The organism is Williamsia phyllosphaerae (assembly GCF_014635305.1).
GTDB lineage: Bacteria > Actinomycetota > Actinomycetes > Mycobacteriales > Mycobacteriaceae > Williamsia_A > Williamsia_A phyllosphaerae.
This window is the reverse complement of record NZ_BMCS01000001.1, coordinates 2,905,802-2,930,689: the sequence shown is the minus strand read 5'-3', so window position 1 is coordinate 2,930,689 and position 24,888 is coordinate 2,905,802. Positions and strand designations below refer to the sequence as shown.

The 24,888-nt window shown below is 68.6% G+C and carries 20 protein-coding genes and 1 tRNA gene; 7 read left to right on the top strand and 14 right to left on the bottom strand.

What is annotated here, in order from left to right; translation table 11 throughout:
- Nucleotides 1-45 precede the first annotated feature (45 nt).
- Nucleotides 46-663 carry an ANTAR domain-containing response regulator gene (locus IEV93_RS13695; protein WP_371873818.1) on the bottom strand — a complete coding sequence of 206 codons (618 nt, stop codon included), beginning with the start codon at nucleotides 661-663 and terminating at the stop codon, nucleotides 46-48.
- Between the two features lie 132 nt (nucleotides 664-795).
- Between IEV93_RS13695 and IEV93_RS13690 the strand changes: the two genes are divergently transcribed.
- Nucleotides 796-869 (top strand) — tRNA-Leu (locus tag IEV93_RS13690).
- Between the two features lie 80 nt (nucleotides 870-949).
- On the opposite strand, the gene zwf is transcribed toward IEV93_RS13690, so the two are convergent.
- Nucleotides 950-2,338, bottom strand: a complete 1,389-nt coding sequence (gene zwf / locus IEV93_RS13685) for a glucose-6-phosphate dehydrogenase (protein WP_188490601.1) — start codon at nucleotides 2,336-2,338, stop codon at nucleotides 950-952.
- Nucleotides 2,339-2,467: 129 nt separating this feature from the next.
- Complete coding sequence (locus IEV93_RS13680; protein WP_188490214.1) at nucleotides 2,468-3,040, bottom strand: TetR/AcrR family transcriptional regulator; 573 nt, start codon at nucleotides 3,038-3,040, stop codon at nucleotides 2,468-2,470.
- A gap of 227 nt (nucleotides 3,041-3,267) precedes the next feature.
- On the opposite strand from IEV93_RS13680, the gene IEV93_RS13675 reads away from it, so the two are divergent.
- The 6 genes from IEV93_RS13675 to IEV93_RS13650 all read left to right on the top strand — a co-directional run bounded on the left by IEV93_RS13675 (nucleotide 3,268) and on the right by IEV93_RS13650 (nucleotide 9,227).
- Nucleotides 3,268-3,933 carry an HAD-IA family hydrolase gene (locus IEV93_RS13675; protein ID WP_188490213.1) on the top strand — a complete coding sequence of 222 codons (666 nt, stop codon included), beginning with the start codon at nucleotides 3,268-3,270 and terminating at the stop codon, nucleotides 3,931-3,933.
- 105 nt (nucleotides 3,934-4,038) lie between these two features.
- Nucleotides 4,039-5,265 carry a sedoheptulose 7-phosphate cyclase gene (locus IEV93_RS13670; protein WP_188490212.1) on the top strand — a complete coding sequence of 409 codons (1,227 nt, stop codon included), beginning with the start codon at nucleotides 4,039-4,041 and terminating at the stop codon, nucleotides 5,263-5,265.
- A complete protein-coding gene (locus IEV93_RS13665) occupies nucleotides 5,258-6,079 on the top strand; it encodes an O-methyltransferase (protein ID WP_188490211.1) in 822 nt (273 codons plus the stop codon). Before IEV93_RS13670 ends, IEV93_RS13665 begins: the two co-directional genes overlap by 8 nt.
- Nucleotides 6,076-7,419 (top strand): ATP-grasp domain-containing protein, encoded by a 1,344-nt coding sequence (locus tag IEV93_RS13660; protein ID WP_188490210.1) that lies wholly within the window; start codon nucleotides 6,076-6,078, stop codon nucleotides 7,417-7,419. The genes IEV93_RS13665 and IEV93_RS13660 overlap by 4 nt, the downstream gene beginning before the upstream one ends.
- Complete coding sequence (locus IEV93_RS13655; RefSeq protein WP_188490209.1) at nucleotides 7,420-8,475, top strand: D-alanine--D-alanine ligase family protein; 1,056 nt, start codon at nucleotides 7,420-7,422, stop codon at nucleotides 8,473-8,475. It abuts the gene before it with no gap.
- Between the two features lie 32 nt (nucleotides 8,476-8,507).
- Nucleotides 8,508-9,227: a TauD/TfdA dioxygenase family protein gene (locus IEV93_RS13650; protein ID WP_229705090.1), complete on the top strand. Its 720-nt coding sequence runs from the start codon at nucleotides 8,508-8,510 to the stop codon at nucleotides 9,225-9,227.
- A 10-nt stretch (nucleotides 9,228-9,237) separates the two neighbouring features.
- On the opposite strand, the gene IEV93_RS13645 is transcribed toward IEV93_RS13650, so the two are convergent.
- The 11 genes from IEV93_RS13645 to IEV93_RS13595 all read right to left on the bottom strand — a co-directional run bounded on the left by IEV93_RS13645 (nucleotide 9,238) and on the right by IEV93_RS13595 (nucleotide 24,885).
- Nucleotides 9,238-10,119, bottom strand: coding sequence for an acyl-CoA thioesterase (locus tag IEV93_RS13645; protein ID WP_188490208.1), 882 nt, complete (start codon nucleotides 10,117-10,119; stop codon nucleotides 9,238-9,240).
- An 84-nt stretch (nucleotides 10,120-10,203) separates the two neighbouring features.
- The gene (gene pyk, locus IEV93_RS13640; RefSeq protein ID WP_188490207.1) at nucleotides 10,204-11,622 is read right to left on the bottom strand and encodes a pyruvate kinase; all 1,419 of its coding nucleotides are present in this window, start codon (nucleotides 11,620-11,622) and stop codon (nucleotides 10,204-10,206) included.
- A 93-nt stretch (nucleotides 11,623-11,715) separates the two neighbouring features.
- Nucleotides 11,716-13,218 (bottom strand): glutamate synthase subunit beta, encoded by a 1,503-nt coding sequence (locus IEV93_RS13635; protein ID WP_188490206.1) that lies wholly within the window; start codon nucleotides 13,216-13,218, stop codon nucleotides 11,716-11,718.
- Nucleotides 13,211-17,779, bottom strand: a complete 4,569-nt coding sequence (gene gltB, locus IEV93_RS13630; protein WP_188490205.1) for a glutamate synthase large subunit — start codon at nucleotides 17,777-17,779, stop codon at nucleotides 13,211-13,213. The genes IEV93_RS13635 and gltB overlap by 8 nt, the downstream gene beginning before the upstream one ends.
- Before the next feature lie 171 nt (nucleotides 17,780-17,950).
- A complete protein-coding gene (lgt, locus tag IEV93_RS13625) occupies nucleotides 17,951-19,180 on the bottom strand; it encodes a prolipoprotein diacylglyceryl transferase (protein WP_188490204.1) in 1,230 nt (409 codons plus the stop codon).
- Nucleotides 19,177-19,989, bottom strand: a complete 813-nt coding sequence (trpA, locus tag IEV93_RS13620; protein WP_188490203.1) for a tryptophan synthase subunit alpha — start codon at nucleotides 19,987-19,989, stop codon at nucleotides 19,177-19,179. Before trpA ends, lgt begins: the two co-directional genes overlap by 4 nt.
- On the bottom strand, nucleotides 19,989-21,305 hold the full coding sequence (gene trpB / locus IEV93_RS13615; RefSeq protein ID WP_188490202.1) for a tryptophan synthase subunit beta: 1,317 nt from the start codon (nucleotides 21,303-21,305) through the stop codon (nucleotides 19,989-19,991). Before trpB ends, trpA begins: the two co-directional genes overlap by 1 nt.
- A 43-nt stretch (nucleotides 21,306-21,348) precedes the next feature.
- A complete protein-coding gene (trpC, locus tag IEV93_RS13610) occupies nucleotides 21,349-22,167 on the bottom strand; it encodes an indole-3-glycerol phosphate synthase TrpC (RefSeq protein WP_188490201.1) in 819 nt (272 codons plus the stop codon).
- 153 nt (nucleotides 22,168-22,320) lie between these two features.
- Nucleotides 22,321-23,121 (bottom strand): TIGR02234 family membrane protein, encoded by an 801-nt coding sequence (locus IEV93_RS13605; RefSeq protein WP_188490200.1) that lies wholly within the window; start codon nucleotides 23,119-23,121, stop codon nucleotides 22,321-22,323.
- The gene (locus tag IEV93_RS13600; protein WP_188490199.1) at nucleotides 23,118-24,698 is read right to left on the bottom strand and encodes an anthranilate synthase component I; all 1,581 of its coding nucleotides are present in this window, start codon (nucleotides 24,696-24,698) and stop codon (nucleotides 23,118-23,120) included. The genes IEV93_RS13605 and IEV93_RS13600 overlap by 4 nt, the downstream gene beginning before the upstream one ends.
- A 4-nt stretch (nucleotides 24,699-24,702) precedes the next feature.
- The gene (locus IEV93_RS13595) at nucleotides 24,703-24,885 is read right to left on the bottom strand and encodes a tautomerase family protein (RefSeq protein WP_188490198.1); all 183 of its coding nucleotides are present in this window, start codon (nucleotides 24,883-24,885) and stop codon (nucleotides 24,703-24,705) included.
- Nucleotides 24,886-24,888: the final 3 nt, after the last annotated feature.

Genomic DNA, 24,888 nt, shown 5'->3' with positions numbered 1-24,888 from the left:
CGGCCACCCGTCGGAAAGATCGACGGTCGGGTCGTTTGCGGGGACTCACTTCTCGTCGAGGGTCTCGATCACGACGTTGGCGACGGTCTTCATCGTGGTCCGACGATCCATCGCCGCCCGCTGGATCCACTTGAAAGCCTCTGGCTCGCTCAATGATTGACTCGTCATTAGCAATCCTTTGGCGCGCTCCACGAGCTTGCGCGTCTCCAGACGTTCGGTCAGGTCGACGACCTCGCCCTCGAGCGTGGTCAGTTCGGTGTACCGACTGACGGCGACCTCGATGGCGGGCACCAGGTCGGCCTTGCTGAACGGCTTCACGAGGTAGGCCAACGCTCCCGCGTCACGTGCCTTCTCGACGAACTCGCGCTGCGAGAACGCGGTGAGCATGACGACCGGCGCCAACCGCTTCTCGGCGATCTCCGCGGCTGCGTCGATCCCGTCGCGGACCGGCATCTTGATGTCCATGATCACCAGATCGGGCTTCAGCGACTCGGTGAGATCAACCGCCACCTGCCCGTTCGCGGCCTCACCGACGACGTCATAACCCTCTTCGCGGAGCATCTCGATGAGGTCCATGCGGATGAGGGAGTCGTCCTCGGCGACCAGCACACGGTGGGTTGTGCGGGCATCGCCCACGGGCTCTGTCGACGACACTGATGTCACAGGGTGAACCTCCACGGTGAGTAGTCCGGTGCACCCGTCGCGACGACGCTGTTCACGGTGGGCAACCGATGGAGAGCACAGTACCGGTTACCGAACGGGCGGGCCGATCATCTAATGTTGTGCTTCGCGCACGCCCCCGTAGCCCAATTGGCAGAGGCAACGGATTCAAAACCCGTCCAGTGTCAGTTCGAGTCTGACCGGGGGCACCCACTTCCCGCATCGCACCCGCCCACTCGGCGTCCGCACCCGCCCACTCGGCGTCCGCACCCGCCCAGTCGACGTCTCGTCACTTCTTGTTGCGCCAGCTCCGTTCGAACGGTAGCCGCCAGGCGTGCGGCGCGATGAGCTGGTGGATCGCGTTCGGTCCCCACGACCACGGGCTGTAACTGCGCACCGGCGGCGGATCCGCCAGCAGCGGCGCGGACACCTCCCACAGTCGCTCGATGCCCTCGGCGGTCGTGTACAACGTCCGGTCACCCTTCATGGCGTCGAGGATCAGCCGCTCGTAGGCCTCCAGGACCAGGCCGGCGTGTTCGTGCTCCCCCATCCCGAACTGCAGGCTGAGCTTGTCGAGCTTCATGCCCGGCCCGGGCCGTTTGCCGTAGAACGACAGCGACACCTTGAAGACGTCGGCGAGGTCGAACGTCAGGTGGTCCGGACCGTGTTGTCCCACACCGGATCCCTGCGGGAACATGCTCTTGGGGGGTTCGCGGAACCCGATCGAGATGATGCGCTGGCCCTCGGCCAGACATTTCCCGGTGCGCAGGTAGAACGGGACACCGGCCCAGCGCCAGTTGTCGATGCCGCATTCGAGCGCGATGAACGTCTCGGTCTCCGACTCGGGCGCGACGCCCGGTTCCTCGCGGTAGCCGATGTACTGCCCGCGCACCACGTCGTGCGGGTCCAACGGTTTCATCGACCGGAAGACCTTGTTCTTCTCCTCGCTGATCGGGCCGGGGGCCAAGGCGGTCGGCGGCTCCATCGCCACGAACGCGAGGATCTGGAACAGATGGGTGACGACCATGTCGCGGAAGGCGCCGGTCGACTCGTAGAACCCCGCGCGACCCTCGAGTGACAACTTCTCCGGGACGTCGATCTGGATGTAGTTGATGAAGTTCCGGTTCCAGATCGGCTCGAACAAACCGTTCGCGAACCGGAACGCCAGGATGTTCTGGGCCGACTCCTTGCCCAGGAAATGATCGATACGGAAGATCTGCTCCTCGTCGAACCAGCGGTGGATCGAGGCGTTGAGCTTCTTCGCGCTGGCCAGATCGGTCCCGAACGGCTTCTCCATGATGACGCGCGAGCGCTCGACGAGACCGGCCTCGCTGAGCATCTCGAGCACGGCCATCGCCGCCTTCGGCGGGACGCTGAGGTAGTGCAGCACCCGCGCCGAGCCGCCGATGGTGTCCGACGCGGCCGTCACCGCATCCGCGAGCGCGCCGGGTCCGTCACCCTGCGACACATAGGTCAACGAATCGAGGAACTCGTCGACCGCCTCCGACGTGAGACTGCGGCTGGAGAACTCCAGGCAGGCCTTCTTGGCCGCGGCCCGGAAGTCGTCGGTGCTGATCTCGTCCAACGAGGTGCCGACCACACGGATGGCCGGCGTCAGCTTCGACATAGACAGGTGGAACAGACCGGGCAGCAGCTTGCGTTTGGCGAGGTCGCCCATCGCCCCGAACAACACGACGACATGCGGGTCGACGTCGTCGGCGTCGCGGTCGGTACGGAGATCCTGGGTGTCGGTCACGCGATGATCGTCCCACCCGGACGAGAAGGCGGCACGGCGAACGCGAACCGTCTACGACGCGCGCAGACCCGCGAGCAGGATGTCGATCGCGTGCTCGACGGTGGCGTCGTCGGGTGGTGAGCCGTACATCAGGGTCGGACAGACCACGACGCCCGACAGCATCGACACCGCCGCCTCGAGGCGGATGCCCTCGGCCAGCTGTGACAGCAGACGTCTCGCGATGTGTTCGCCGTCGGTGACGAGATCCGTTCGGATCCGGCCGATCTCGTCGACGGTCGCACCCCACTGGGCCAACACCATCAGCACACGGTCGAGACCGAGGTCGTTGATCGCAACCCGGAAGGCGTGCAGCTCGGCGATGAGATCGGCCCGCAGGTCACCGGTCGGGCTGTGATGGGGCAACTCGCCCAGCGCGCTCAGGGCCATGGTCAGCAGATCCACGCGCGACGGCCAATGTGTGTAGAGCGTCGTCTTCGAGTAACCCGCGATGCGGGCCACCCTGGCGTGGGTCAGTTCGTCGAATCCGTCGTTGGTCAGCACGTCGAGCGAAGCACGGGCGACATCGGTACGGGTTCGGGCAACGCGGGCGTCTTCCGCCGTTGCGCCGGCTCGTCCGGAGCTCATCGGGGCGAGTCCTCCTCGGGGTCGGTGGCCGCCCTCACGGGTGATCGGAGGACGGAAAAATTACCTCTTGAACTGTTCGACCAGTACTGTACTGTCAAAACAGCACGAAGGTGATGGCGTTGGAGACCAGCGGCGTCAACGCCCGGACGAATTCTTGTGGGGCCGGTCTACTGCGACCCGGAGGTCGAGGTGTGGACCCGCCGATTCCACGTCACGAAGGGATCTTCATGTCTGCCATTCTTTTCGGATCCATCAGCACCATCGCCGACACCTCCGAGCTGCAGCGACGCGCTTTCAACGAGGCCTTCGCCGCACACGACCTCGACTGGGACTGGACGCGCGCCGACTACATCTCGATGCTGACCTCGAACGGCGGCGCCAACCGGGTCGCCGACTACGCGAAGTCCAAGGGCGTCGACGTCGACGCGGCCGCCATCCACGCCACGAAGTCCGAGATCTTCCAGAAGCTGGTGGGCGAGGCCGGTCTGACCCCCCGCCCCGGTGTCGTCGAGACCCTGGCCGCGGCCAAGAAGAGTGATGTCAAGGTCGGGTTCGTGACCACCACCTCGGCCGACAACATCACTGCGCTCCTCGACTCGCTGGGACCGGACGTCACCAGGGAGAGCTTCGACATCATCGTCGACTCGTCCAGCGTGTCCGAACCCAAGCCGGACGCCGCGTCCTACACGTTCGCCCTCGACGAGTTGAGCGAGAACGCCGCCGACTGCGTCGCGATCGAGGACAACGAGGGAGGCGTCGCCGCGGCATCCGCGGCCGGCGTCACATGCATCGCCTTCCCGAACGAGAACACCGCCGAGGGCGACTTCAGCGCCGCCGTCGAGTCGGTCGGCGCACTCGACTCCGGTCGCGTCACCGCCCTCGCCGGCGTCTGACCCGACCGTCGACGTCGACCGTCCCCGGTCATCGCTGATCCACACCGAACCCCTGTCATCACATTCGCGCTGCCGCATCGACGCGGCGGTCAGAGGAGTATCACGTTGAGCAACCTTCAAGCACAGGTAACCGCCACCGACAAGGCATTTCACGTCGAGGGCTACGAGAAGATCGAGTACGACCTGATCTATGTCGACGGCGTGTTCGACATCGCCAACACCGAACTCGCCGACAGCTACCGTCCCTACGGTCGGGCGTTGATGGTCGTCGACGAGTCGGTCCACGAGATCTACGGGGAGAAGATCCGCGCGTACTTCGCCCATCACGACCTCACCCTGCACGTCGTGCCGGTCCAGATCCGCGAGACCGCCAAGTCACTGGAGACGTTCGAGCGGATCGTCGGTGAGTTCGACTCCTTCGGACTCGTCCGTACCGAGCCCGTGCTCGTCGTCGGCGGCGGCCTCACCACCGACGTCGCGGGATACGCGTGCGCGAGCTACCGCCGCAACACCCCCTACATCCGCATCCCGACCACGCTCATCGGTCTGATCGACGCCAGCGTCTCGATCAAGGTCGCGGTCAACTACGGCAAGCACAAGAACCGCCTCGGCGCCTACCACGCATCACAGAAGGTGCTGCTCGACTTCTCCTTCCTCGCAACACTTCCCGAGGATCAGGTGCGCAACGGCATGGCCGAGCTCATCAAGATCTCGGTGGTCGGCAACTCCGAGATCTTCGACATGCTCGACGAGCACGGCCCCGATCTGCTGCGCACCCGCTTCGGACATCTCGACGGGACCCCGGAGCTGCGTGAGATCGGCGACCGCCTCACCTACCAGGCGATCGCCACCATGCTCGAACTCGAGGCACCCAACCTGCACGAGATCGACCTCGACCGCGTCATCGCGTTCGGCCACACCTGGAGTCCGACACTGGAACTCACTCCCCCGGCCCCGTTCTTCCACGGTCATGCGATCAACATCGACATGGCGCTGTCGACGACCCTGGCCGCGCAGCGCGGCCACCTGTCGGCGAGCGACCGCGACCGCGTGCTCGGTGTGATGAGCGACCTGGGACTGTCCCTCGACAGTGAGTACCTGACCGCCGAACTGCTCACCGAGGCGACCAATTCGATCCTCAAGACCCGCGACGGCATGTTGCGCGCCGCGATCCCCGATCCGATCGGTTCGTGCCGCTTCCTCAACGACGTCACCACCGACGAACTGGCTGACGCCCTGGAGATCCACAAGAAGATCTGCATCGCCTACGACCGCGAGGGCGCCGGGATCGACATGTTCACCGCCCCCGTGTCGGCGGGCGCGCATGCCTGATGGGGTCGTGGCGCCGCCCCGCCCGGTGACGCCGTCCACCATCCTCGCCGACGAGCTCACGGAGATCTGTCGGCAACTCGAGCTCGCGCCCGGTGCCGATCCGGCCCTGGTGGACCGCGTCCGGCGATCCCGCGACCTCGCGGCGGGGATGGACCCCTACCTCGACGCGTGCACGACCCGGGAATCCCCGGCGCTGGCCGAGCTGGCCCGGCGCACACGCTCGGCCGACTGGTCGACGTCCACCGCCGGTACGGGTCTGGAGCAGGAGATGCTGTCGGGACATGTCGAGGGACAGGTCCTGAAGTTCCTCGTCCACCTCTCCCGGGCCGAGCGGATTCTCGAGATCGGCATGTTCACCGGGTACTCGGCTCTGGCCATGGCCGAGGCGATGGGAGACAACGGCGAGGTGTTGGCCTGCGAGATGGATCCCGAGGTCGCGCGGTTCGCCCAGGAGTGCTTCGAGCAGTCCGATGTGGGGCAGCGGATCGCGGTGGCGGTCGGACCCGCGTCGGAGACGCTCGAGCGCCTGGCCGCTGCAGACCGGCAGTTCGACCTCGTGTTCATCGACGCGGACAAGCCGGGGTACACCGGGTACCTGCAGCAACTGCTCGACGGTGAGCTGCTGGCGCCGGGCGCGGTGATCGCGGTCGACAACACCCTCATGCAGGGGCAGCCGTGGCTCGACGACGCGAACACGGCCAACGGCGCGGCGATCGCCGCGTTCAACGCGGCACTGACCTACGACGACCGCATCGAACAGGTGCTGATCCCGCTCCGAGACGGTCTGACCCTGATCCGTCGAGTGGATCGATGACCACGACCGCAGACCCCACCACCACGACCGTCGCGCGCGGTCCGCGGACCGCCGGAGTCGGTCGGACCGTGGCCGCGCTCGCGGGCCTGACGGCCACCCTGCCTCTCGACCTCGCACTGGTCTCGCTCGCGCTGCTCCGCCCGCGGTCGAGGTCGGCCGCCGCTCCGGATCGTCGGACCGTTCTCATCACCGGCGGCAAGATGACCAAGTCGCTGTCGCTCGCCCGGGCGTTCCACGACGCAGGTCACCGGGTCGTGTTGGTCGAGGCACCGAAGTACCGGTTCACCGGACACCGGTTCTCGCGTGCGGTCGACGTGTTCCACACCGTCCCCGAACCGACAGCCCCCGGCTTCGCCGAGGCGCTGCGCGACGTCGTGGTCGCCGAGGGGGTCGACGTCGTGATCCCGGTGTCCTCACCTGCGTCGAGCATCCACGAGGCGCGGGCGCGGGCGCTGCTCGACGAGCACTGCGAGGTCATCCACGCCGACCTCGAGACCGTCACCATGCTCGACGACAAGGACGCGTTCTCCACGACCGCCGAGTCGTTCGGACTCCGGGTGCCCGACCACGCCCGGATCACCGACCCGCAACAGATCGAGGACTTCGACTTCCCCGCAGGACGTGAGTACATCCTCAAGCGGATCGCCTACAACCCGGTCGGTCGGATGGATCTCACCCGTCTGACCCGCGAGACCCCGGCGCGCAACGCCGAGTTCGCACGCAGCCTGTCCATCTCGGAGTCGGATCCGTGGATCCTGCAGGAGTTCATCGCCGGACGCGAGTACTGCACCCACGGCACGGTGCGCAACGGTGCGCTCACGGTCTACGGCTGCTGCGAGTCGTCGGCCTTCCAGGTGAACTACGCCATGGTGGACAAGCCCGAGATCCGCTCCTGGGTGGAGCATTTCGTCACCTCGCTCGGCGCGACCGGCCAGATGTCGTTCGACTTCATCGAGGCACCCGACGGTCACGCCTACGCCATCGAGTGCAATCCGCGGACCCATTCGGCGATCACGATGTACTACGACCACCCCGATGTCGCGGCGGCGTACCTCGAGGACGACCACCCGGTCATCACCCCGAGATCGACTGCGCGCCCGACGTACTGGATCTACCACGAGCTCTGGCGACTGATCACCGAGTCCGGGCGCCGTCGGCACCGGCTGCGGACCATCGCCGATGGGACCGACGCCATCTTCTCGTGGACCGATCCCCTGCCCTACCTGCTGGTGCACCACCTGCAGATCCCGTCGTTGCTGTGGAACAACATGCGGCGTGGGAGTGGTTGGACGCGCATCGATTTCAACATCGGCAAGCTCGTCGAGACGGGCGGCGACTAGATGAGCGGGCAACGCACCGTGCTGCAGCTCGTCGGCTCCGCCGTCGACGAGTTCCATGCCGATCTGTCACGTCTGTACGCAGGCGGTTGCGTCGAGGCCGTCGACGATCCGGCGCGCTACGACACCCATCTCGCCTACGTCGGCCCCGACGGCTCGTGGCGCTTCCCGACCGACCTCTCCGAGGCGGCTCTGGACCGGGCGCCGACGATGGGGCTGCCCGCGGCGCTCGCCCACATCGAGTCGTTGCGGGTCGACGTGATGGTGCCGCAGATGTTCTGCCTGCCCGGCATGACCGCCTACCGCGCACTGTTCGACGCCCTGCGGATCCCGTATGTCGGCAACACCCCCGACCTGATGGCGATCGCGGCGGACAAGGCGAAGACCCGGGCGATCGTCGCGGCCGCCGGTGTCGCCGTTCCCGCCGGGGTCGTGGTGCGTGCCGGCGAGCACCCCGACGTCACCCTGCCCGTCGTGGTCAAGCCGGTCGACGCCGACAACTCGGCCGGGGTCACCCTGGTACGCGACCCGGCCGATCTCGGTCCCGCGATCACCGACGCGCTCGAGCACTCCGAGTCCGCCCTGGTCGAGTCCTACATCGAGCTGGGCCGAGAGGTGCGGTGCGGCATCCTCGTTCGCGATGGCGAGTTGGTCTGCCTGCCGCTCGAGGAATACGCCGTCGACGCGCGGTCCAAGCCGATCCGCCGGGCCGACGACAAGCTCGCCCGTTCCGACAGCGGCGAGCTGTACCTCGTGGCCAAGGACGACGCCCACGCCTGGATCGTCGACGTCGACGACCCGATCACCGAGCGGGTGTGGGAGGCGGCGCGCCGATGCCACGTCGCCCTCGGCGCACGTCACTACAGTCTCTTCGATTTCCGCATCGACCCGGACGGCGATCCCTGGTTCCTCGAGGCCGGGCTGTACTGCTCGTTCTCCCGGGGCAGCGTGGTCGCGGTCATGGCGGCCGCCGCCGGGATCGACGTCACCGAACTGTTCGCGACCGCGTTGCGCGAACTCACCTCCGAGAGGACATCGTCATCGACCACACAGCACTGAACCCGGTCGGCGCCCGCGTCACCGGCATCCGGGTGGACGCGCTCACCGCCGCCCAGACCGACCTGCTGCGCAACCTGTTGGCGCACCACGGCGTGGTCATCCTGCCCGACCAGCACATCGACGACGATCAGTTCCGGCTGTTCCTGCGGAGCTTCGGCAAGACCGTGTTCACCGAGGGCGAGACCCCGGTGCCGGGGCATCCCGATCTCAACGTGATCAGCAATGTCGGTCGGACGACACCGCCGCGGTCGCAGTTCCACGTCGACACGAGCTACGTGCGTCACCCACCCGCCTACACCGCCCTGCGTGCGGTGGACGTCCCGGAGCAGGGTGGACAGACGTTGTTCAGCAACCAGTTCCGCGCGTTCGAGACCCTACCCGCCGACGTCCGGGAGAACCTCCTGGACCGCACCGTCACACACGTGATGACCGGGTTGGAACTCGACGACGACGCCGAGACCTCCGCCGAACACCCGCTGTGTCGGGTACACCCGGTGTCCAAGCGCACCGCGCTGTACCTGTCGACGCCACAGCGTTGCGCCGCGGTGAGTGGTCTCAGCCCGGAGGAGGCCGAGTACACCGTCGCGTCGCTGCTCGAGCACAGCACCCGCGAGGACAACGTCCTGCGACACAACTGGTCCCCGGGCGACGTGGTCATGTGGGACAACCGCGCCGTGATGCACCGCGCGGACCACTCCGGTGTGGTCGGCGACCGGGTCATGCACCGCGGCATGGTCGCAGAGGCCGTCTGAGGGTCGGGACTCAGTCCTTCGGCGGGAAGTACTTGATCAACGCCTCCTGGGCGACCGTGGTCGCGAGGACGCCCTCGCGCGTGAAGAACCGGCCCGAGGCCAGCCCGCGTGACCCGGCGGCGACCGGCGACTCCGTCGCGTAGAGCATCCACTCGTCGAAGCGGAAGTCGCGGTGGAACCACATCGAGTGGTTCACCGTGGCGGCGAACAACCGGTCGATTCCCCACGAGAGTCCGTGGGTGGTGATGATCGAGTCCAGCACGGTGGTGTCGGAGGCGTAACACATCGCCGCCACGTGCAACAGAGGATTGTCCGGCAGCCGACCGTCTGCCTTCATCCACACCCGGTTGTCGCGCAGGCGTTCACCGGACTCCCGCGCCTTCCAGGTGGGGTCGTTGGCGAATCGGATGTCGATCGGGTGGATGGCGTCGACGAACGCCGCGATCCGGTCCTCGTACCCCTTGAAGTGCTCACCCAGTGGGGGCAGATCCTCCGGGTACGGGACCTCGGGCGTGGAGACGGTGTGCTCGAGACCGGCGGTGCTGTCCTGGAACGCGACGAGCATCGTGAAGATCTCGGCGTCACCCTGCATGGCGGTCACCTGGCGGTTGGCGAAGCTGCGCGCGTCACGCGAGCGGTGCACGTGATACTCCAACGGCTGGGACACGTCGCCACCGCGGATGAAGTGGGCGTGCAGCGCATGCACCGGCGGATCGCCCTTGACGATGGTCCGGCCGGCCGCGATCACGCCCTGCGCGAGCAGTTGTCCACCGAAGGTCCGTGCGGTCACCTGCTCGGGATGGCGGCCGATGAAGACGTCGTCGCCCGCATCGGTCAGCTCGAACAGGTCGAGGAGTTTGTCGAGATCACTCTGCACAATCAGGTCCGTCATCGTCTGCCCCCTGCGTCGATTCACCCAGATCGCAGCCGACTCGACGTCGGTCGCGACTCCCCCCGGGTGGAGTCCGAGATGAACTCAGTGGTCCTCTTCGCCGATCCGGTGCACGTGGATCAGGTTGGTCGACCCCACCGTGCCGGGAGGGGCACCCGCGACGATGACGACCTGGTCGCCCACGTTGAGCCGACCGATCTTGAGCAGCGAGTTGTCCACCTGACGGATCATGGCGTCGGTGCTGTCGACGTTGTCGACCAGGAACGTCTCGGTCCCCCAGCTCATCGCCAGCTGACTGCGCACCTCGGGCAACGGCGTGAACGCCAGCAGCGGCAGTCGCGTGTGCAGTCGGGCGAGTCGGCGGACCGTGTCGCCGGACTGGGTGAAGGCCACCAGGGCCTTGGCGTCGAGCCGCTCACCGATGTCGCGGGCGGCGTAGGAGATGATCCCGCGCTTGGTGCGGGGGACGTGGCTCAGCGGCGGCACGTCGCGTGTGCCGTTCTCCACGGCGTTGACGATCCGCGCCATGGTGCGCACGGTCTCCATCACGTACTTGCCCACCGAGGTCTCGCCGGACAGCATGACCGCGTCGGCACCGTCGAGCACGGCGTTGGCGACGTCGGAGGCCTCGGCCCGGGTGGGTCGCGAGTTCTCGATCATCGACTCGAGCATCTGCGTGGCCACGATGACCGGCTTGGCGTTCTCGCGGGCGATCTGGATGGCCCGCTTCTGCACGAGCGGTACCTCTTCGAGCGGGAGCTCCACGCCCAGGTCACCGCGGGCGACCATGACGGCGTCGAAGGCGAGGACCACGGCCTCGAGGTTGTCGATGGCCTCCGGCTTCTCCAGCTTCGCGATCACCGGCACGCGGCGACCGACGCGATCCATCACCTCGTGGACGAGTTCGATGTCGGCGGGTGACCGGACGAACGACAGTGCGATCAGGTCGACACCCAGCGACAACGCGAACTCGAGGTCGGCGGTGTCCTTGTCGGACATCGCGGGCACCGAGACGTTCATCCCGGGCAGCGAGACGCCCTTGTTGTTGCTGACCGGACCACCCTCGGTGACGCGGCAGACCACGTCGTTGCCGTCGACGTCGATGACGGTCAGACCGACCTTGCCGTCGTCGACGAGCAGGCGGTCGCCCGGCTGTGCGTCGAGAGCGAGTTCCTTGTAGGTGGTCGAGACGCGATCGTGGGTGCCCTCGATGTCGTCGACGGTGATGCGGACCTGCTCACCGGTGGCCCACTCGGTACGCCCCTGGGCGAAACGTCCCAGCCGGATCTTGGGACCCTGCAGGTCGGCGAGGATGCCGACCGCACGGCCGGTGACGTCGGAGGCCGCGCGCACGCGCTCGTACATCGCCTGATGATCGGCGTGGGTGCCGTGGCTGAAGTTGAGCCGCGCGACGTCCATCCCGCTCTCGACGAGTTCGCGGACTCCTTCGGCCGAATCGGTCGCAGGGCCGAGGGTGCAGACAATCTTTGTACGGCGATTCACCGTTGCGAGCCTAGTCGTCCGTCGCGGGCTTCTCCATCACTCCACCGAGTTGTCACCGCGTGTGCACGTCCGCGAACCCCCGGATGCCCGATGTCATCGCGCCGACAGCGGCACCGCGTCGGGGTGCACCGGCGCGGGCAGATCGGACGCGCCCATGAGGAAGAGGTCGACACCCCGCGCGGCGGCCCGCCCCTCGGCGATGGCCCACACCACCAGGGATGCACCGCGATGGGCGTCGCCGCAGACGAACACGCCGTCGGCCGCGGTCCCCCAGTCATCGCCACACGGCACGGTCTTCCTGCGATCGAGTTCGACACCGAGGTCGGTGAGCAGCGCCGAGTGCTCGACGCCGGAGAAGCCGATCGCGAACAGCGCCATGTCGCAGGGGATCTCGAACTCCTCGCCCACCGGGACGATCGAGCGTGCGCCGGTGTCGTCGCGACGCACCTCGACCTCGGCCAGCACCAGGTGGGTGACGTGACCGGAGTCATCACCCCGGAACCGTTGCACGGCAACCTGATAGCGACGCTCGCCCCCTTCCACGTGCGACGACGAGGTCCGCATCACCAGTGGCCACGTCGGCCACGGGGACATCCCCTCGTCACGGTCGGCGGGAAGCTCGGGGTTGTAGTCGAGCTGCGTGACCGACCGTGCGCCCTGACGGTGCGCGGTGCCCAGGCAGTCGGCACCGGTGTCGCCGCCGCCGATGATGACGACGTCCCTGTCGCGCGCCGAGATGCCCGAGGGGCCGTCACCCTCGCACTCCCGGTTGGCGGAGACGAGATGTTCCATCGCGAGGTGCACCCCGGCCAGCTCCCGGCCGGGCACAGGGTTGTCGCGGGCGTCGAGCGCCCCCACCGCGAGCACGACGGCGTCGTGGCGATCCCGTAGCTCGGCGACACCCAGATCGACACCCACCTCGCACCCGGTCTGGAATTCCGTTCCCTCGGCCCGCATCTGTGCCAACCGGCGGTCGATGTCGGACTTCTGGAGCTTGTACTCGGGGATGCCGTACCGCAGCAGTCCGCCCAGCCGGTCGTCGCGTTCGTAGACGGTGACGTCGTGGCCGGCACGGGTCAGCTGTTGCGCGGCGGCGAGGCCGGCGGGTCCCGATCCGACGACGCCGACCGAACGACCCGATCGGATCGCGGGGATCTTGGGTTCGACTCCGCCGTCGCGCCAGGCGGTCTCGGCGATCGTCTTCTCGATCCGCTTGATCGTGACGCTGCCGCCGGTGGTCTTCTCGGCGATCGACAGGACGCACGCCGATTCGCAGGGCGCCGGACAGATCTTGCCGGTGAACTCCGGGAAGTTGTTCGTCGCGTGCAGCCGCTCGCTCGCGGCGTCCCACCGACCGCGACGCACGAGATCGTTCCATTCCGGGATGAGGTTGCCCAGCGGACAGCCGGCGCTCCCCGAGTGGCAGAACGGGATCCCGCAGTCCATGCACCGGCGCGCCTGCCCGGCGACCTCGATCCGCAGTTGCAGCGGATCGTGATCGATGTAGACGTCATCCCAGTCCCGGACACGGTCGGCCGCCGGGCGCGCCCGGTCCTCGACCTTGTCGACGTTCAAGAATCCGCGTGGGTCAGCCACGAGCCGCCTCCATGATCGCCGAATCGACGTCGCGCCCCTCGGCCCGGGCCATCCGGGCGGCGTCGAGAACTCGTCGGTAGTCGGTCGGCATCACCTTGGTGAAGGCCAGGCACCGGCGCGGCCAGTCGGCCAGTACCGATGCCCCGACCGCCGAACCGGTCAGTTCGGTGTGTTCGGTGATGCGCTCGCGCAACCACGTCAGGTCGTCGGGGTCGGGTCGTTGCAGGTCGACCATCGCATGGTTGACCTTCGACGGATCGAGGTCGTGGACGTAGGCGACACCCCCCGACATGCCCGCGGCGAGGTTGCGGCCGGTGGGCCCGAGGATCACCACCCGTCCCCCGGTCATGTACTCGCAGGCATGGTCGCCGACACCCTCGACCACCGCCACCGCCCCGGAGTTCCGGACCGAGAACCGCTCCCCGACGCGCCCCCGCAGGAACAGCTCCCCGGAGGTGGCGCCGTAGAGCAGGGTGTTGCCCGCGATCACCTGGTCCTCGGCGACGTAGGTCGCGCCCGGACCGGGTCGGACGATCACCCGCCCGCCGCAGATGCCCTTGCCGACGTAGTCGTTGGCGTCGCCCTGCAGATCGATGGTGACACCGGGCGGCAGGAACGCGCCGAGGGACTGTCCGGCCGACCCGGTCAGCCGGACCGTGATCGTGTCCGGGGCGAGCCCGGCCGCGCCGTAGCGGCGGGTGACCTCGGCGCCGAGCAAGGTGCCCACGGTGCGGTTGACGTTGCGCACGGGCAGCTCGAGGGTGACCGGGTGCGCATCTTCGAGGGCCCCCTCGGCGAGCTGCATCAGCGTCTGGTCGAGGGCCTTGTCCAGGCCGTGCTCCTGCCCGGTGATCCGACGTCGCGAACCGGGCACCTCGGGCATCGCGAAGATCGGGGTGAGATCGATACCCCTGCTCTTCCAGTGCGCCACCCCGTCGGCGGTGTGCAGCGCGTCGGCGCGACCGATCGCCTCGTCGAGGGTGCGGAACCCCAGCATCGCCAGATGCTCCCGCACGTCCTGGGCGATGAAGCGGAAGAAGTTGACGATGTGTTCGGCCTGGCCGGTGAACCGTGCCCGCAGCATCGGGTTCTGGGTCGCGACGCCGACCGGGCAGGTGTCGAGGTGGCAGACCCGCATCATGATGCATCCCGCCACGATCAGTGGCGCGGTGGAGAAGCCGTACTCCTCGGCCCCGAGCAGCGCGGCGATCATCACGTCGCGACCGGTGCGTAGCGCGCCGTCGCACTGCACGGTGATCCGATCGCGTAACCCGTTGAGCATCAACGTCTGCTGCGCGTCGGCCAGGCCGATCTCCCACGGTGTGCCCGCGTGTTTGAGCGACGTCAACGGTGATGCGCCGGTGCCGCCGTCGTGCCCGGAGATGAGCACCACATCGGCGTGCGCCTTGGAGACCCCCGCGGCGACGGTGCCCACACCCACGGCACTGACCAGCTTGACGTGGATGCGCGCGTCGGAGTTGGCGTTCTTGAGGTCGTGGATGAGCTGGGCGAGGTCCTCGATCGAGTAGATGTCGTGGTGCGGCGGCGGCGAGATGAGCGCGACGCCGGGCGTCGAGTGCCGGGTCTTGGCGATCCACGGGTACACCTTGTACGCCGGGAGCTGGCCACCCTCACCGGGTTTCGCGCCCTGCGCCATCTTGATCTGGATGTCGGTGGCGTTGGTGAGGTAGTCGCTGGTGACGCCGAACCGGCCCGACGCGACCTGCTTGACCGCGCTGCGCCGTCGTGGGTCGTAGAGGCGATCGGTGTCCTCGCCACCCTCACCGGAGTTCGAGCGGCCACCGATGCTGTTCATCGCGATCGCGATCGTCTCGTGCGCCTCGGCGGAGATCGAGCCGTAGCTCATCGCCCCGGTGTTGAATCGGGTCATGATCGACTCGACCGACTCGACCTCGTGCAGTGGCACCGGCTCCCGCTCCCCGGTCGTGAAGCCGAAGAGTCCGCGCAGTGTCCCGCCCTCGGCGGAGAGCCGATTGACCTCGTCGCTGTAGCGGCGGTAGACCTCCTCCTTGCCGCTGATGGTGGCGTGCTGCAGCAGGAAGACCGTCTCGGGGGTGAACAGGTGCAGCTCACCCTCGCGTCGGTACTGGTATTCGCCGCCGACCTCGAGCCGTCGGTGGACCTGCTCGGTGGGGTTGTCCGGGAACGCGCGGCGGTGCCGGATCGCGACCTCCTCGGCGAGTTCGTCGAGTCCGACGCCCTCGATCCGCGACACGGTCCGGGTGAAGTACTCGTCGACCAGGGACCGCGACAGGCCCACCGCCTCGAAACACTGTGCGCCGGTGTAGGAGCTGACCGTCGAGATCCCCATCTTGCTCATCACCTTGAGCACGCCCTTGCCGAGCGCCTGGAGATAGTTGCGCACGGCCGCGGTGGCGGGCACGCCGGTGAGCTCGCCCTCCCGGATGAGGTCCTCGATGGACTCGAACGCCAGATAGGGGTTGACCGCGGCCGCCCCGAAACCGATGAGCAGCGCGAGGTGGTGGACCTCCCTGGCGTCGCCGGTCTCGACCACCAGCGCCACCTGAGTGCGCTGCCTGGTGCGCACCAGGTGGTGGTGGACGGCCGACACCGCCAGCAGCGACGGTATCGGGGCGTGGTCGGGATCGGACTCGCGGTCGCTGATCACCAGGGTGGCGTGGCCGTCGGCGATCGCCGCGCTCGCACGGACACGCAGGTCCTCGAGGGCGTGCGCCAGCGCCTCCCCGCCGCCGGTGACGTCGAAGTGCGCGCGCAGGACCTTGGCCGCCAACCCGCGGTGGTTGCCGTCGTCGTTGATGTGGACGATCTTGGCGAGTTCGTCGTTGTCGAGCACGGGCCACGGCAGCACGATCTGGCGACACGACGCCGCGCCGGGCTCGAGAAGGTTGTGCTCGGGACCCATGACGCGGGCCATCGACGTCACGATCTCCTCACGGATCGCGTCCAGCGGCGGGTTCGTGACCTGCGCGAACAGTTCGACGAAGTAGTCGTAGAGCAGCCGCGAGCGTCGGGACAGCACCGCGACCGGGGTGTCGGTGCCCATCGACCCGAGCGGCTCGGTCCCGCCCGCGGCCATCGGCGTCAGCAGGATCCGGAGATCTTCCTCGGTGTACCCGAACGACACCTGCCTGCGCACCACCGACTCGTGGGTCGGGACGAACCGTGGGCGGTCGGGCAGCGTAGCGATCTCGAGCAGCCCGGCGTGCAACCACTCGGCGTACGGCTGCGCGCCGATGAGGTCGGCCTTGACCTCATCGTCGCCCACGATGCGTCCGGCCGCGGTGTCGACGAGGAACATCTTCCCCGGCTCCAGGCGTCCCTTGGACACCACCTGTTCGGTGGGGATCTCCAACACACCGGCCTCCGACGCGAGGATCACCCGGCCACCGGTGGTGCGCCACCAGCGGCCCGGACGCAGACCGTTGCGGTCGAGCACCGCCCCGACCACGGTGCCGTCGGTGAAGGTGACGCAGGCGGGGCCGTCCCAGGCCTCCATCAGCGAGCCGTGGAACTGACAGAACGCACGACGGTCCGGGTCCATGTCCGCGACGTTCTCCCACGCCTCGGGGACCATCATCATCACGCTGTGCGGGACGCTGCGGCCCCCGAGGTGCAGCAACTCGAGGACCTCGTCGAGCGACGCCGAGTCCGACGCCTCCGGGGTGCAGATCGGGAACAGCCTGCGCAGATCACCCGGGATGAGGTCACTGGCGAGCATTGCCTCGCGGGCCCGCATGCGGTTGCGGTTGCCGCGCACGGTGTTGATCTCGCCGTTGTGGGCGATGAACCGGAACGGATGCGCGAGCGGCCACGAGGGGAAGGTGTTGGTGGAGAAGCGGGAGTGCACGATGGCGATCGCGCTCTGGCACCGTCCGTCGCGCAGGTCGGGGTAGAACGCGGGCAGCTGCGAGGTGGTCAGCATGCCCTTGTAGGTGATGGTGCGTGCGGACAGCGAAGCGATGTAGATGCCGCTGCCGTCCCCGGCGATCTCCTCGGTCAGCTGCTCGGCCCGTTTGCGCAGCGGGTAGACCGCGCGGTCGAGACCGATGCCGGACACCGGCCGGCCGTCGGTGTCGGTGGCCGTCACGAAGAGCTGCCAAATGACCGGCATGCATCCGCGGGCGGTGGCCCCCACGTCGGCGAGGTCGGGATCGACCGGCAGTACCCGCCACCCGAGGACGGTGACCCCCTCCTCGTCGGCGATGGCGGCGATCCGGGCGCAGGCCGCCTTGCGGGCGGTCTCGTCGACCGGGAGGAAGCAGATGCCAGCGGCGTAGGTGTGGGCGCCGTCGTCGGCCGGTTCCGGCAGGTCGAAGTCGGTGACCGCGCGCAGCAACTCGTCCGGGAGTTGGATCAGGATGCCCGCACCGTCACCACTGGTGACCTCGGCGCCCGCCGCACCACGATGATCGAGGTTCTCCAGGGCGAGCAGTCCGTCGGCGACCACGCCGTGGGATCGCCGACCGTGGATGTCGCAGACCATGGCGACGCCACACGAATCGGATTCGGCGTCGGGGTCGTACAACCCCTGGGCGTCGGGCAGCGCTGAGAACAACACGGGAAACCTCCACGATCTCCGGCCCGCGACGGGGCCGAACCAGGCAGGGTCCTCAGGACAGCACTGGCCCGTGGGGTAAGACGTGGCAACGCCGACTCACGCTGCGCGAAGCCCGATGTTAACACCGCCCATACGGGGTGGGCGGGGTGTGCGAACCGTCGCCTACGGGCGCTACGGCGTGGGGCGCGGTTCCTCGTCGGTGCTCGCCGCGGTCGGCTCTTTGGGCGCGGTCGGCGCGTCGGTGCTCGTCGTCGTCTGCACGTCGGGGCTCGCGGTGTCGGTCGGGGTGTCCTTCGTGATGGACACCGCGGTGTCGGTGGGCGCCGCGTCCTCGTCGGCCGACGATGCGTCTTCGGGGTCGTCGTCGGTGCCGGTGTCGGGCTCGCTCACGACCGCCGGCGGATCGCCCTCTGCGACGGTGTCGTCGTCGTCTGCGTTGTCGGCCGTGTCGGCGGGACCGGCCTGGGCGACGGTGTCGTCGTTGTCGTCCCTGTCGATGAGATCGGCCTCGTCGGCCACCGGGGCCCGGCCGTCACGGTAGATCTCGGTCTCCGACTCGCGCCCCTTGCGCGCCAGCACGATGTAGGCGACGGCGCACAGGAACACGATGGCCGCGGTGAAGACGTTGATGCGGACCCCGAAGATGTGGGTGGCCGCATCCTCGCGCAGCAACTCGATCCAGAACCGGCCGAGGCAGTAGCCCGCGACGTATCCGGCGAACAGCCGTCCGTGGCCGATCCGGAAGCGACGGTCGATGACCACGAGCACGATGACGACGAGGACGTTCCAGAGCAGTTCGTACAGGAACGTCGGCTGCACGACGTCGACGACGGTGCCGGTGGACTTGCCGTCGATCAGGCCCGGCCCGACGTTGCCGTTGTCGTCCACTCGCTCGAAGATCTGCAGACCCCAGGGCAGGTCGGTGTGCGCTCCGTAGAGCTCCTGGTTGAAGTAGTTGCCGAGCCGACCGATGGCCTGCGCCAACAGGATCGGCGGTCCGATGGCGTCGCCCCACGCCGGGAGTCTGATCCCCGCGCGGCGGGCGCCGATCCAGGCTCCGACCGCGCCGAACGCGACGGCACCCCAGATCCCGAGGCCACCGTCCCAGATCTTGAGCGCGTCGATCGGCGCCTTGGGACCGTCGCCGAAGTAGGTTCGCCAGTCGGTGGCGAGGTGATAGAGCCGGCCGCCGACCAGGCCGAACGGGACCGCCCAGATCGCGATGTCGAGGACCTCGCCGTCGCGACCGCCACGGGCCTGCCAGCGGCGATTGCCCCACACGACCGCGACGATGATGCCCGCGATGATGCACAGCGCGTAGGCGCGGAGCGGGAAGGAACCGAGGTACCAGACGCCTTGTGAGGGACTCGGGATGTAGGCCAGGACGGTCGGGTCGGTCACCGTGCCACAGTAGCCGAACGGACACCCTCGGCCAGCTCGGCCACCAGCGTCGTCAGGGCGTTGCCGCCCTCGTTGACCGCGGTGACCAGAGCCGATCCGACGATGACACCGTCGGCGTACGCAGCGATCTCCGCGGCCTGTTCCCGGCTGCGTACACCCAGGCCGACGCCGATGGGGATGTCGGAGTGCGTGCGCACACGGGAGCACAGTTCGGGCGCGGCATTCGAGACGGCGTCACGGGCACCGGTGACGCCCATCGTCGATGCGGCGTAGACGAACCCGCGGCTCGCCTGCGCGGTCATCGCCAGACGCTCCTCGGACGAGGACGGGGCGACGAGGAAGATCCGGTCGAGGTCGTGTGATTCGGCGGCGCCGATCCACTCGTCGGCCTCCTCCGGGATCAGGTTCGGGGTGATCAGACCGAGGCCACCCGAGGCGGCGAGGTCCCGGGAGAACGCGTCGACGCCGTAGCGCAGCACCGGGTTCCAGTAGGTCATCACCACCGGTGCGGCACCGGCGTCGGCAACGGTCTGGCACGCGGTGAACACGTCGGAGACGCGGACGCCGGAACGCAGCGCCACGTCGGCGGCGTTCTGGATCGTCGGGCCGTCCATGACCGGATCGGAGTAGGCGATACCGAGTTCGACGATGTCGCAGCCTGCGCTGACCAGGTCACGCAGCAGCGAGAGCGAGGTGTCCAGGTCGGGGAAGCCGACCGGCAGGTAACCGATGAGCGTGCTGCGGTTCTCCGCACGGGCGTCGGCGAAGACCGGGGCCAGACGCGAGGCGGAGGTGGGTGCGGGGTTCATCAGCGCAGCTCTCCCGTGTCGGCGGAATCGGAGACCTCGGCACCGGCGTCGTCGAGCAGACCGAACCAGCGTGCGGCCGTGTCGACGTCCTTGTCCCCGCGGCCGGACAGGTTCACCAGGATGATGGCGCCGTCACCGAGTTCGGCGCCCAGCGTCAGCGCACCGGCGATCGCGTGTGCGGATTCGATGGCGGGGATGATCCCCTCGGTCTTCGACAGCAGCGACAGGGCGTCCATGGCCTGCGAGTCGGTGACGGGCCGGTACTCGGCGCGCCCGGTCTCGAGCAGGTGTGCGTGCTCGGGTCCGACGCCGGGATAGTCCAGACCCGCCGAGATCGAGTGGGACTCAGTGGTCTGTCCGTCCTCGTCCTGCAGCAGGTAGGAGTAGGCCCCCTGGAACGCACCGGGGGTGCCACCGCTGAATGTCGCCGCGTGCCTACCGGTCTCGACGCCGTCACCGGCGGCCTCGTATCCGACGAGGCGGACGTCGGCGTCACCGATGAACGGGTGGAAGATGCCGATGGCGTTGGAGCCACCGCCGACGCAGGCGACGACGGCGTCCGGGAGGCGCCCGGTCTGGTCCTGGATCTGCGCGCGTGCCTCCATGCCCACGATCCGCTGCAGGTCGCGGACCATCAGCGGGAACGGATGCGGCCCGGCAGCGGTCCCGAAGCAGTAATAGGTGTTGTGCGCGTTCGTCACCCAGTCGCGCATGGCCTCGTTGATCGCGTCCTTGAGGGTGGCCGAGCCGTTGTCGACGGCGACGACCGACGCACCGAGCAGCCGCATCCGCGCGACGTTGAGCGCCTGCCGTTCGGTGTCGACGCGGCCCATGTAGACGATGCACTCGAGACCGAGCAGCGCGCACGCGGTCGCGGTGGCCACACCGTGCTGGCCGGCGCCGGTCTCGGCGATGACGCGGGTCTTGCCCATGCGCTGTGCGAGCAGGGCCTGACCCAGCACGTTGTTGATCTTGTGGGAACCGGTGTGGTTGAGATCCTCCCGCTTGAGGAAGATGCGGGCACCACCTGCGTGTGCGCGCAGACGCGTGGCCTCGAACAACGGCGACGGACGGCCGCTGTAGTCCTTCTGCAGACGGTCCAGCTCGGCGAGGAAGTCGTCGTCGGTACGGATCTTCTCGAAGGTCGTGGTGACCTCGTCGATGACGCCCATCAGTGCCTCGGGGACGTGCCTGCCGCCGAACGAGCCGAAGTACCCCCGGGCGTCGGGGTCGGAGTCGGTCCGGGTGGACAGTCCTGCGCTCGCCGTGGGCAGCTCGGGGACGTCGATGCCGGGATGGGCGTGATCGGTCGTCATGCTCCCATGGTGCCCTGCTCGGGCCCCGATATCGAAACCGCCGTCAGCGAACCGGCTTGGGGCACGACGGGTGCGTACCCGCGGTGACCAGTTCACGCACCGCGGCGCGCGGGTCACCGCTGGTGACCAAGCCCTCACCGACGAGCACCGCATCCGCCCCGGCACCCGCGTACGCGAGCAGGTCGGCGGTGCCGCGGACACCGGATTCGGCGATCCGGATGGTCTCGGTCGGCAGTCCCGGGGCGATCCGGGCGAACGTGTCGGTGTCGACCTCGAGGGTCTTGAGGTTGCGCGCGTTGACGCCGACGACACGGGCGCCCGCCTGCAGCGCGCGGTCCGCCTCCTCCTCGGTGTGGACCTCGACGAGCGCGGTCATGCCGAGTGACTCCGTGCGGTCGAGCAGGGACGCCAGCACGTTCTGTTCCAGGGCCGCGACGATCAGCAGGATCACGTCGGCGCCGTGCGCACGGGCCTCGTGGATCTGGTACGGACCGACGATGAAATCCTTACGGAGAACAGGGATGTCGACAGCCGCGCGTACCGCGTCCAGGTCGTCGAGCGAACCTCCGAAGCGGCGCTGCTCGGTCAGCACGCTGATCATGCGCGCACCGCCGCTCTCGTAGGCCTTGGCCAGCGCGGCGGGGTCGGCGATGCTGGCCAGGGCTCCACGGGACGGGCTCGCGCGCTTGACCTCCGCGATGACGCCGATACCGGTCTCGCGCAGGGCGGCGTTGGCGTCGATGGGCGCGGCGGCGGCGGCGGCGGCGGCCTTGACGGCGGCGAAGTCGAGAACCGCCTCACGGGCGGCCACATCGGCTTTCACACCATCGATGATCGAGTCGAGGACTGTCGGGGTGTTCATGTCTGCGCGGTCCCCTTCCGGCGGTGTCCGGGTCGAACCGCCGTCGTCGCATCGACCCGATTCGATCGCCGGCATGCCGACTGATTTGGTATGCGACGAAGAGTAGCCCGCTCAGGCGTACGAGCCTCGATCGGGGTCGGTGCCACCGCGCACTCAGCGAGGGCCGTCATCGGCTCCGCCCGCCGCATCGGGACGGTGCCGCGGATCCGTCTCGTCCGACGTCGACGCGGTCGGATCGGCGCCGTTGTCGAGCGCATCCCACAGCATCCGTTCGTTCAGTCCCCCACCGTCGCCCTCGGTCGACTCCGGCGCGTCGGCGCCGCGTTCCGGTCCGGGATCCGACTTGGTGTCGGTGGAGCCGGTGGTCGAGCACCGGTCGGCGAAGATCTGTTCCTCGAGGTCGGCGCGACGTGCCGCGGGCGACTTGTACTTCGACGACAGGCCGACCGCGCCGCGGGCGGCGCGCATGATGACCACCGCCGCCGCGACCGCGAACAGTCCGGAGACGAAGACGAGGACAGCGGCCAGGGGGTGGGTCTCGATCGAGGTCACCTGATAGCGACCGGGCAGGTCGATGGACTTCGCGGCGTAGGTGCCGCCGCTGTCGCCGGTGAGCAGCGAGATGGCCGGAGCGACGCTCGCGACCCCGATCAGCGCGACGATCACCGCCAGGATGCGCAGGCCCCATCCCCGCAACGACACCGCCGCGGCGATGGCCGCGAGGAGGACGATGGCCAGCGGGGTCAGGTAACTGCTCCAGTCGGAACCGCGGACGGTGAAGTCCCGGGGGACGCCGATCCCGTCGGCGGCGACCAGGCTCGCCCAGGACAGTCGCGAGCTCCCCCACAGCGCCGCGGCGGCCACCGCCAGCAGTACCGACGCGATGGTGAGCGATCGGCGGCGGTGGGCGACGTCGGCGGCGGTGGGCGCGGGGGCGCCGGCGGGTGTGCTCATGGGGTGCGGTCGTGGTCCTTCGGATCGGGTGCCGGCGCACCGGCGGGGGTCACACGGGTCATGGTCTCCGCGGCGGCCACCGCGGCGAGCACGGTGCCCGCCTTGTTGCGGGCCTCGTTGTACTCGTAGTCGGGAACGCTGTCGGCGACGACTCCGCCGCCGGCCTGCACGTAGGCGCGTCCGCCGGCCATCACCGCGGTGCGGATGGCGATCGCGGTGTCGGCGTCGCCCGCGAAGTCGAGGTATCCGACGATGCCGCCGTACAGACCGCGGCGGGTCAGTTCGTGTTCGTCGATGAGCTCCATCGCCCGGACCTTTGGGGCCCCGGTCAGCGTCCCGGCGGGAAAGCAGGCGGAGACGGCGTCGAGCGCGGTCGCGTCGTCGCGAAGGTGTCCGGTCACCGTGGACACCAGGTGCATCACGTGGCTGTAGCGCTCGATGTGGCGGTAGTCGTGCACCGACACGGTGCCCGGCTCGCACACCCGACCGAGGTCGTTGCGCCCGAGATCGACGAGCATCAGGTGCTCGGCGTTCTCCTTCTCGTCGGCGAGCAGGTCCTTGGCGAGGAGTTGGTCCTCCTCGTCGGTGGCGCCGCGCCACCGCGTTCCCGCGATGGGGTGGGTGGTGGCCACGCCGTCGGCGACGGTCACAAGCGCCTCGGGGCTGGAACCGACGATGGTGAACGGGTCGCGGCCCCCGTTCTCGTCGCCGAGACCGGGAACGCGCAGGAGGTACATGTACGGGCTGGGGTTCGACGCCCGCAGCACCCGGTAGACGTCGATGGGGTCGGCGTCGGTGGCCATCTCGAACCGCATCGAGGGCACCACCTGGAACGCCTCGCCGGCCTCGATCTCGCCGACCAGGGAGGTGACGATGGTCCCGTACTCCTCGCGGGTCCGCTGCGCGGTGTACTGCGCCTCGGGGCGGGTGTACATCGACACCGTCGAGGGTGTGGGTGCGGCCAGGGCCTGGGTCATCCGGTCGAGTCGGGCGACCGCGTCGTCGTATGCCTCGTCGGCGCGGTCGTCGGTGCCGTCCCAGTTGATGGCGTTGGCGATGAGGGTTATCGACCCCTCGTGATGGTCGACCGCGGCGAGGTCGGCCGCGAGCAGCATCATCATCTCGGGCAACGCCAGGTCGTCGACGGTGGTGTCGGGCAGGCGTTCGAGTCGGCGGACCGCGTCGTAGGCGAGATAGCCGACGAAGCCGCCGGTCAGTGGCGGCATGTCGGGCAGTCGGTCGGTGGCCAGCAACGTCAGCGACTCGGCCAGCGCGGCGAGCGGATCTCCGTCACGGGGTGCCCCGTCGGGAACGGTGCCCCACCAGTGCGCCTCGCCGTCGACGACGGTCAGCGCGGCGGGTGAGCCGGCGCCGATGAAGGACCACCGGGACCACGAGCGACCGTTCTCGGCGGACTCCAGCAGGAAGGTGCCGTCCCGGTCGCCGGCCAACTTGCGATACGCCGACAGCGGTGTCTCGGAGTCCGCCAACACCTTCCGGGTCACCGGTACCACCCGGTGGTCTCTCGCCAACTCGAGGAAGACCTCGCGCGACGTGGTCGCGGGATGTGTACTCACATCGTCATTGTCCCAGCGGCTCCCCGCCGACGCCCCAGTGGGACCGGGGGACCTCGGTGATGGTCACCCACACCGAGTCGGGATTCTTGCCGGTGGCCTTGGCGTAGGCCTCGGTCACCGCGGCGATTGTCTCGCGTTTGGCCCGGTCGGAGAGGCCCGGTGTCTGCGAGATCTGGATCAGTGGCATGGC

Bases quoted from the DNA above. Each gene is read 5' to 3' on its own strand.
- zwf (WP_188490601.1), bottom strand. From the start codon at position 2,338: ATGGGCGACCTCGCCAAACGCAAGCTGCTGCCCGGTCTGTTCCACCTG.
- IEV93_RS13680 (WP_188490214.1), bottom strand. From the start codon at position 3,040: ATGAGCTCCGGACGAGCCGGCGCAACGGCGGAAGACGCCCGCGTTGCC.
- IEV93_RS13675 (WP_188490213.1), top strand. From the start codon at position 3,268: ATGTCTGCCATTCTTTTCGGATCCATCAGCACCATCGCCGACACCTCC.
- IEV93_RS13665 (WP_188490211.1), top strand. From the start codon at position 5,258: ATGCCTGATGGGGTCGTGGCGCCGCCCCGCCCGGTGACGCCGTCCACC.
- IEV93_RS13660 (WP_188490210.1), top strand. From the start codon at position 6,076: ATGACCACGACCGCAGACCCCACCACCACGACCGTCGCGCGCGGTCCG.
- IEV93_RS13655 (WP_188490209.1), top strand. From the start codon at position 7,420: ATGAGCGGGCAACGCACCGTGCTGCAGCTCGTCGGCTCCGCCGTCGAC.
- IEV93_RS13645 (WP_188490208.1), bottom strand. From the start codon at position 10,119: ATGACGGACCTGATTGTGCAGAGTGATCTCGACAAACTCCTCGACCTG.
- trpA (WP_188490203.1), bottom strand. From the start codon at position 19,989: ATGAACCCCGCACCCACCTCCGCCTCGCGTCTGGCCCCGGTCTTCGCC.
- trpB (WP_188490202.1), bottom strand. From the start codon at position 21,305: ATGACGACCGATCACGCCCATCCCGGCATCGACGTCCCCGAGCTGCCC.
- trpC (WP_188490201.1), bottom strand. From the start codon at position 22,167: ATGAACACCCCGACAGTCCTCGACTCGATCATCGATGGTGTGAAAGCC.
- IEV93_RS13605 (WP_188490200.1), bottom strand. From the start codon at position 23,121: ATGAGCACACCCGCCGGCGCCCCCGCGCCCACCGCCGCCGACGTCGCC.
- IEV93_RS13595 (WP_188490198.1), bottom strand. From the start codon at position 24,885: ATGCCACTGATCCAGATCTCGCAGACACCGGGCCTCTCCGACCGGGCC.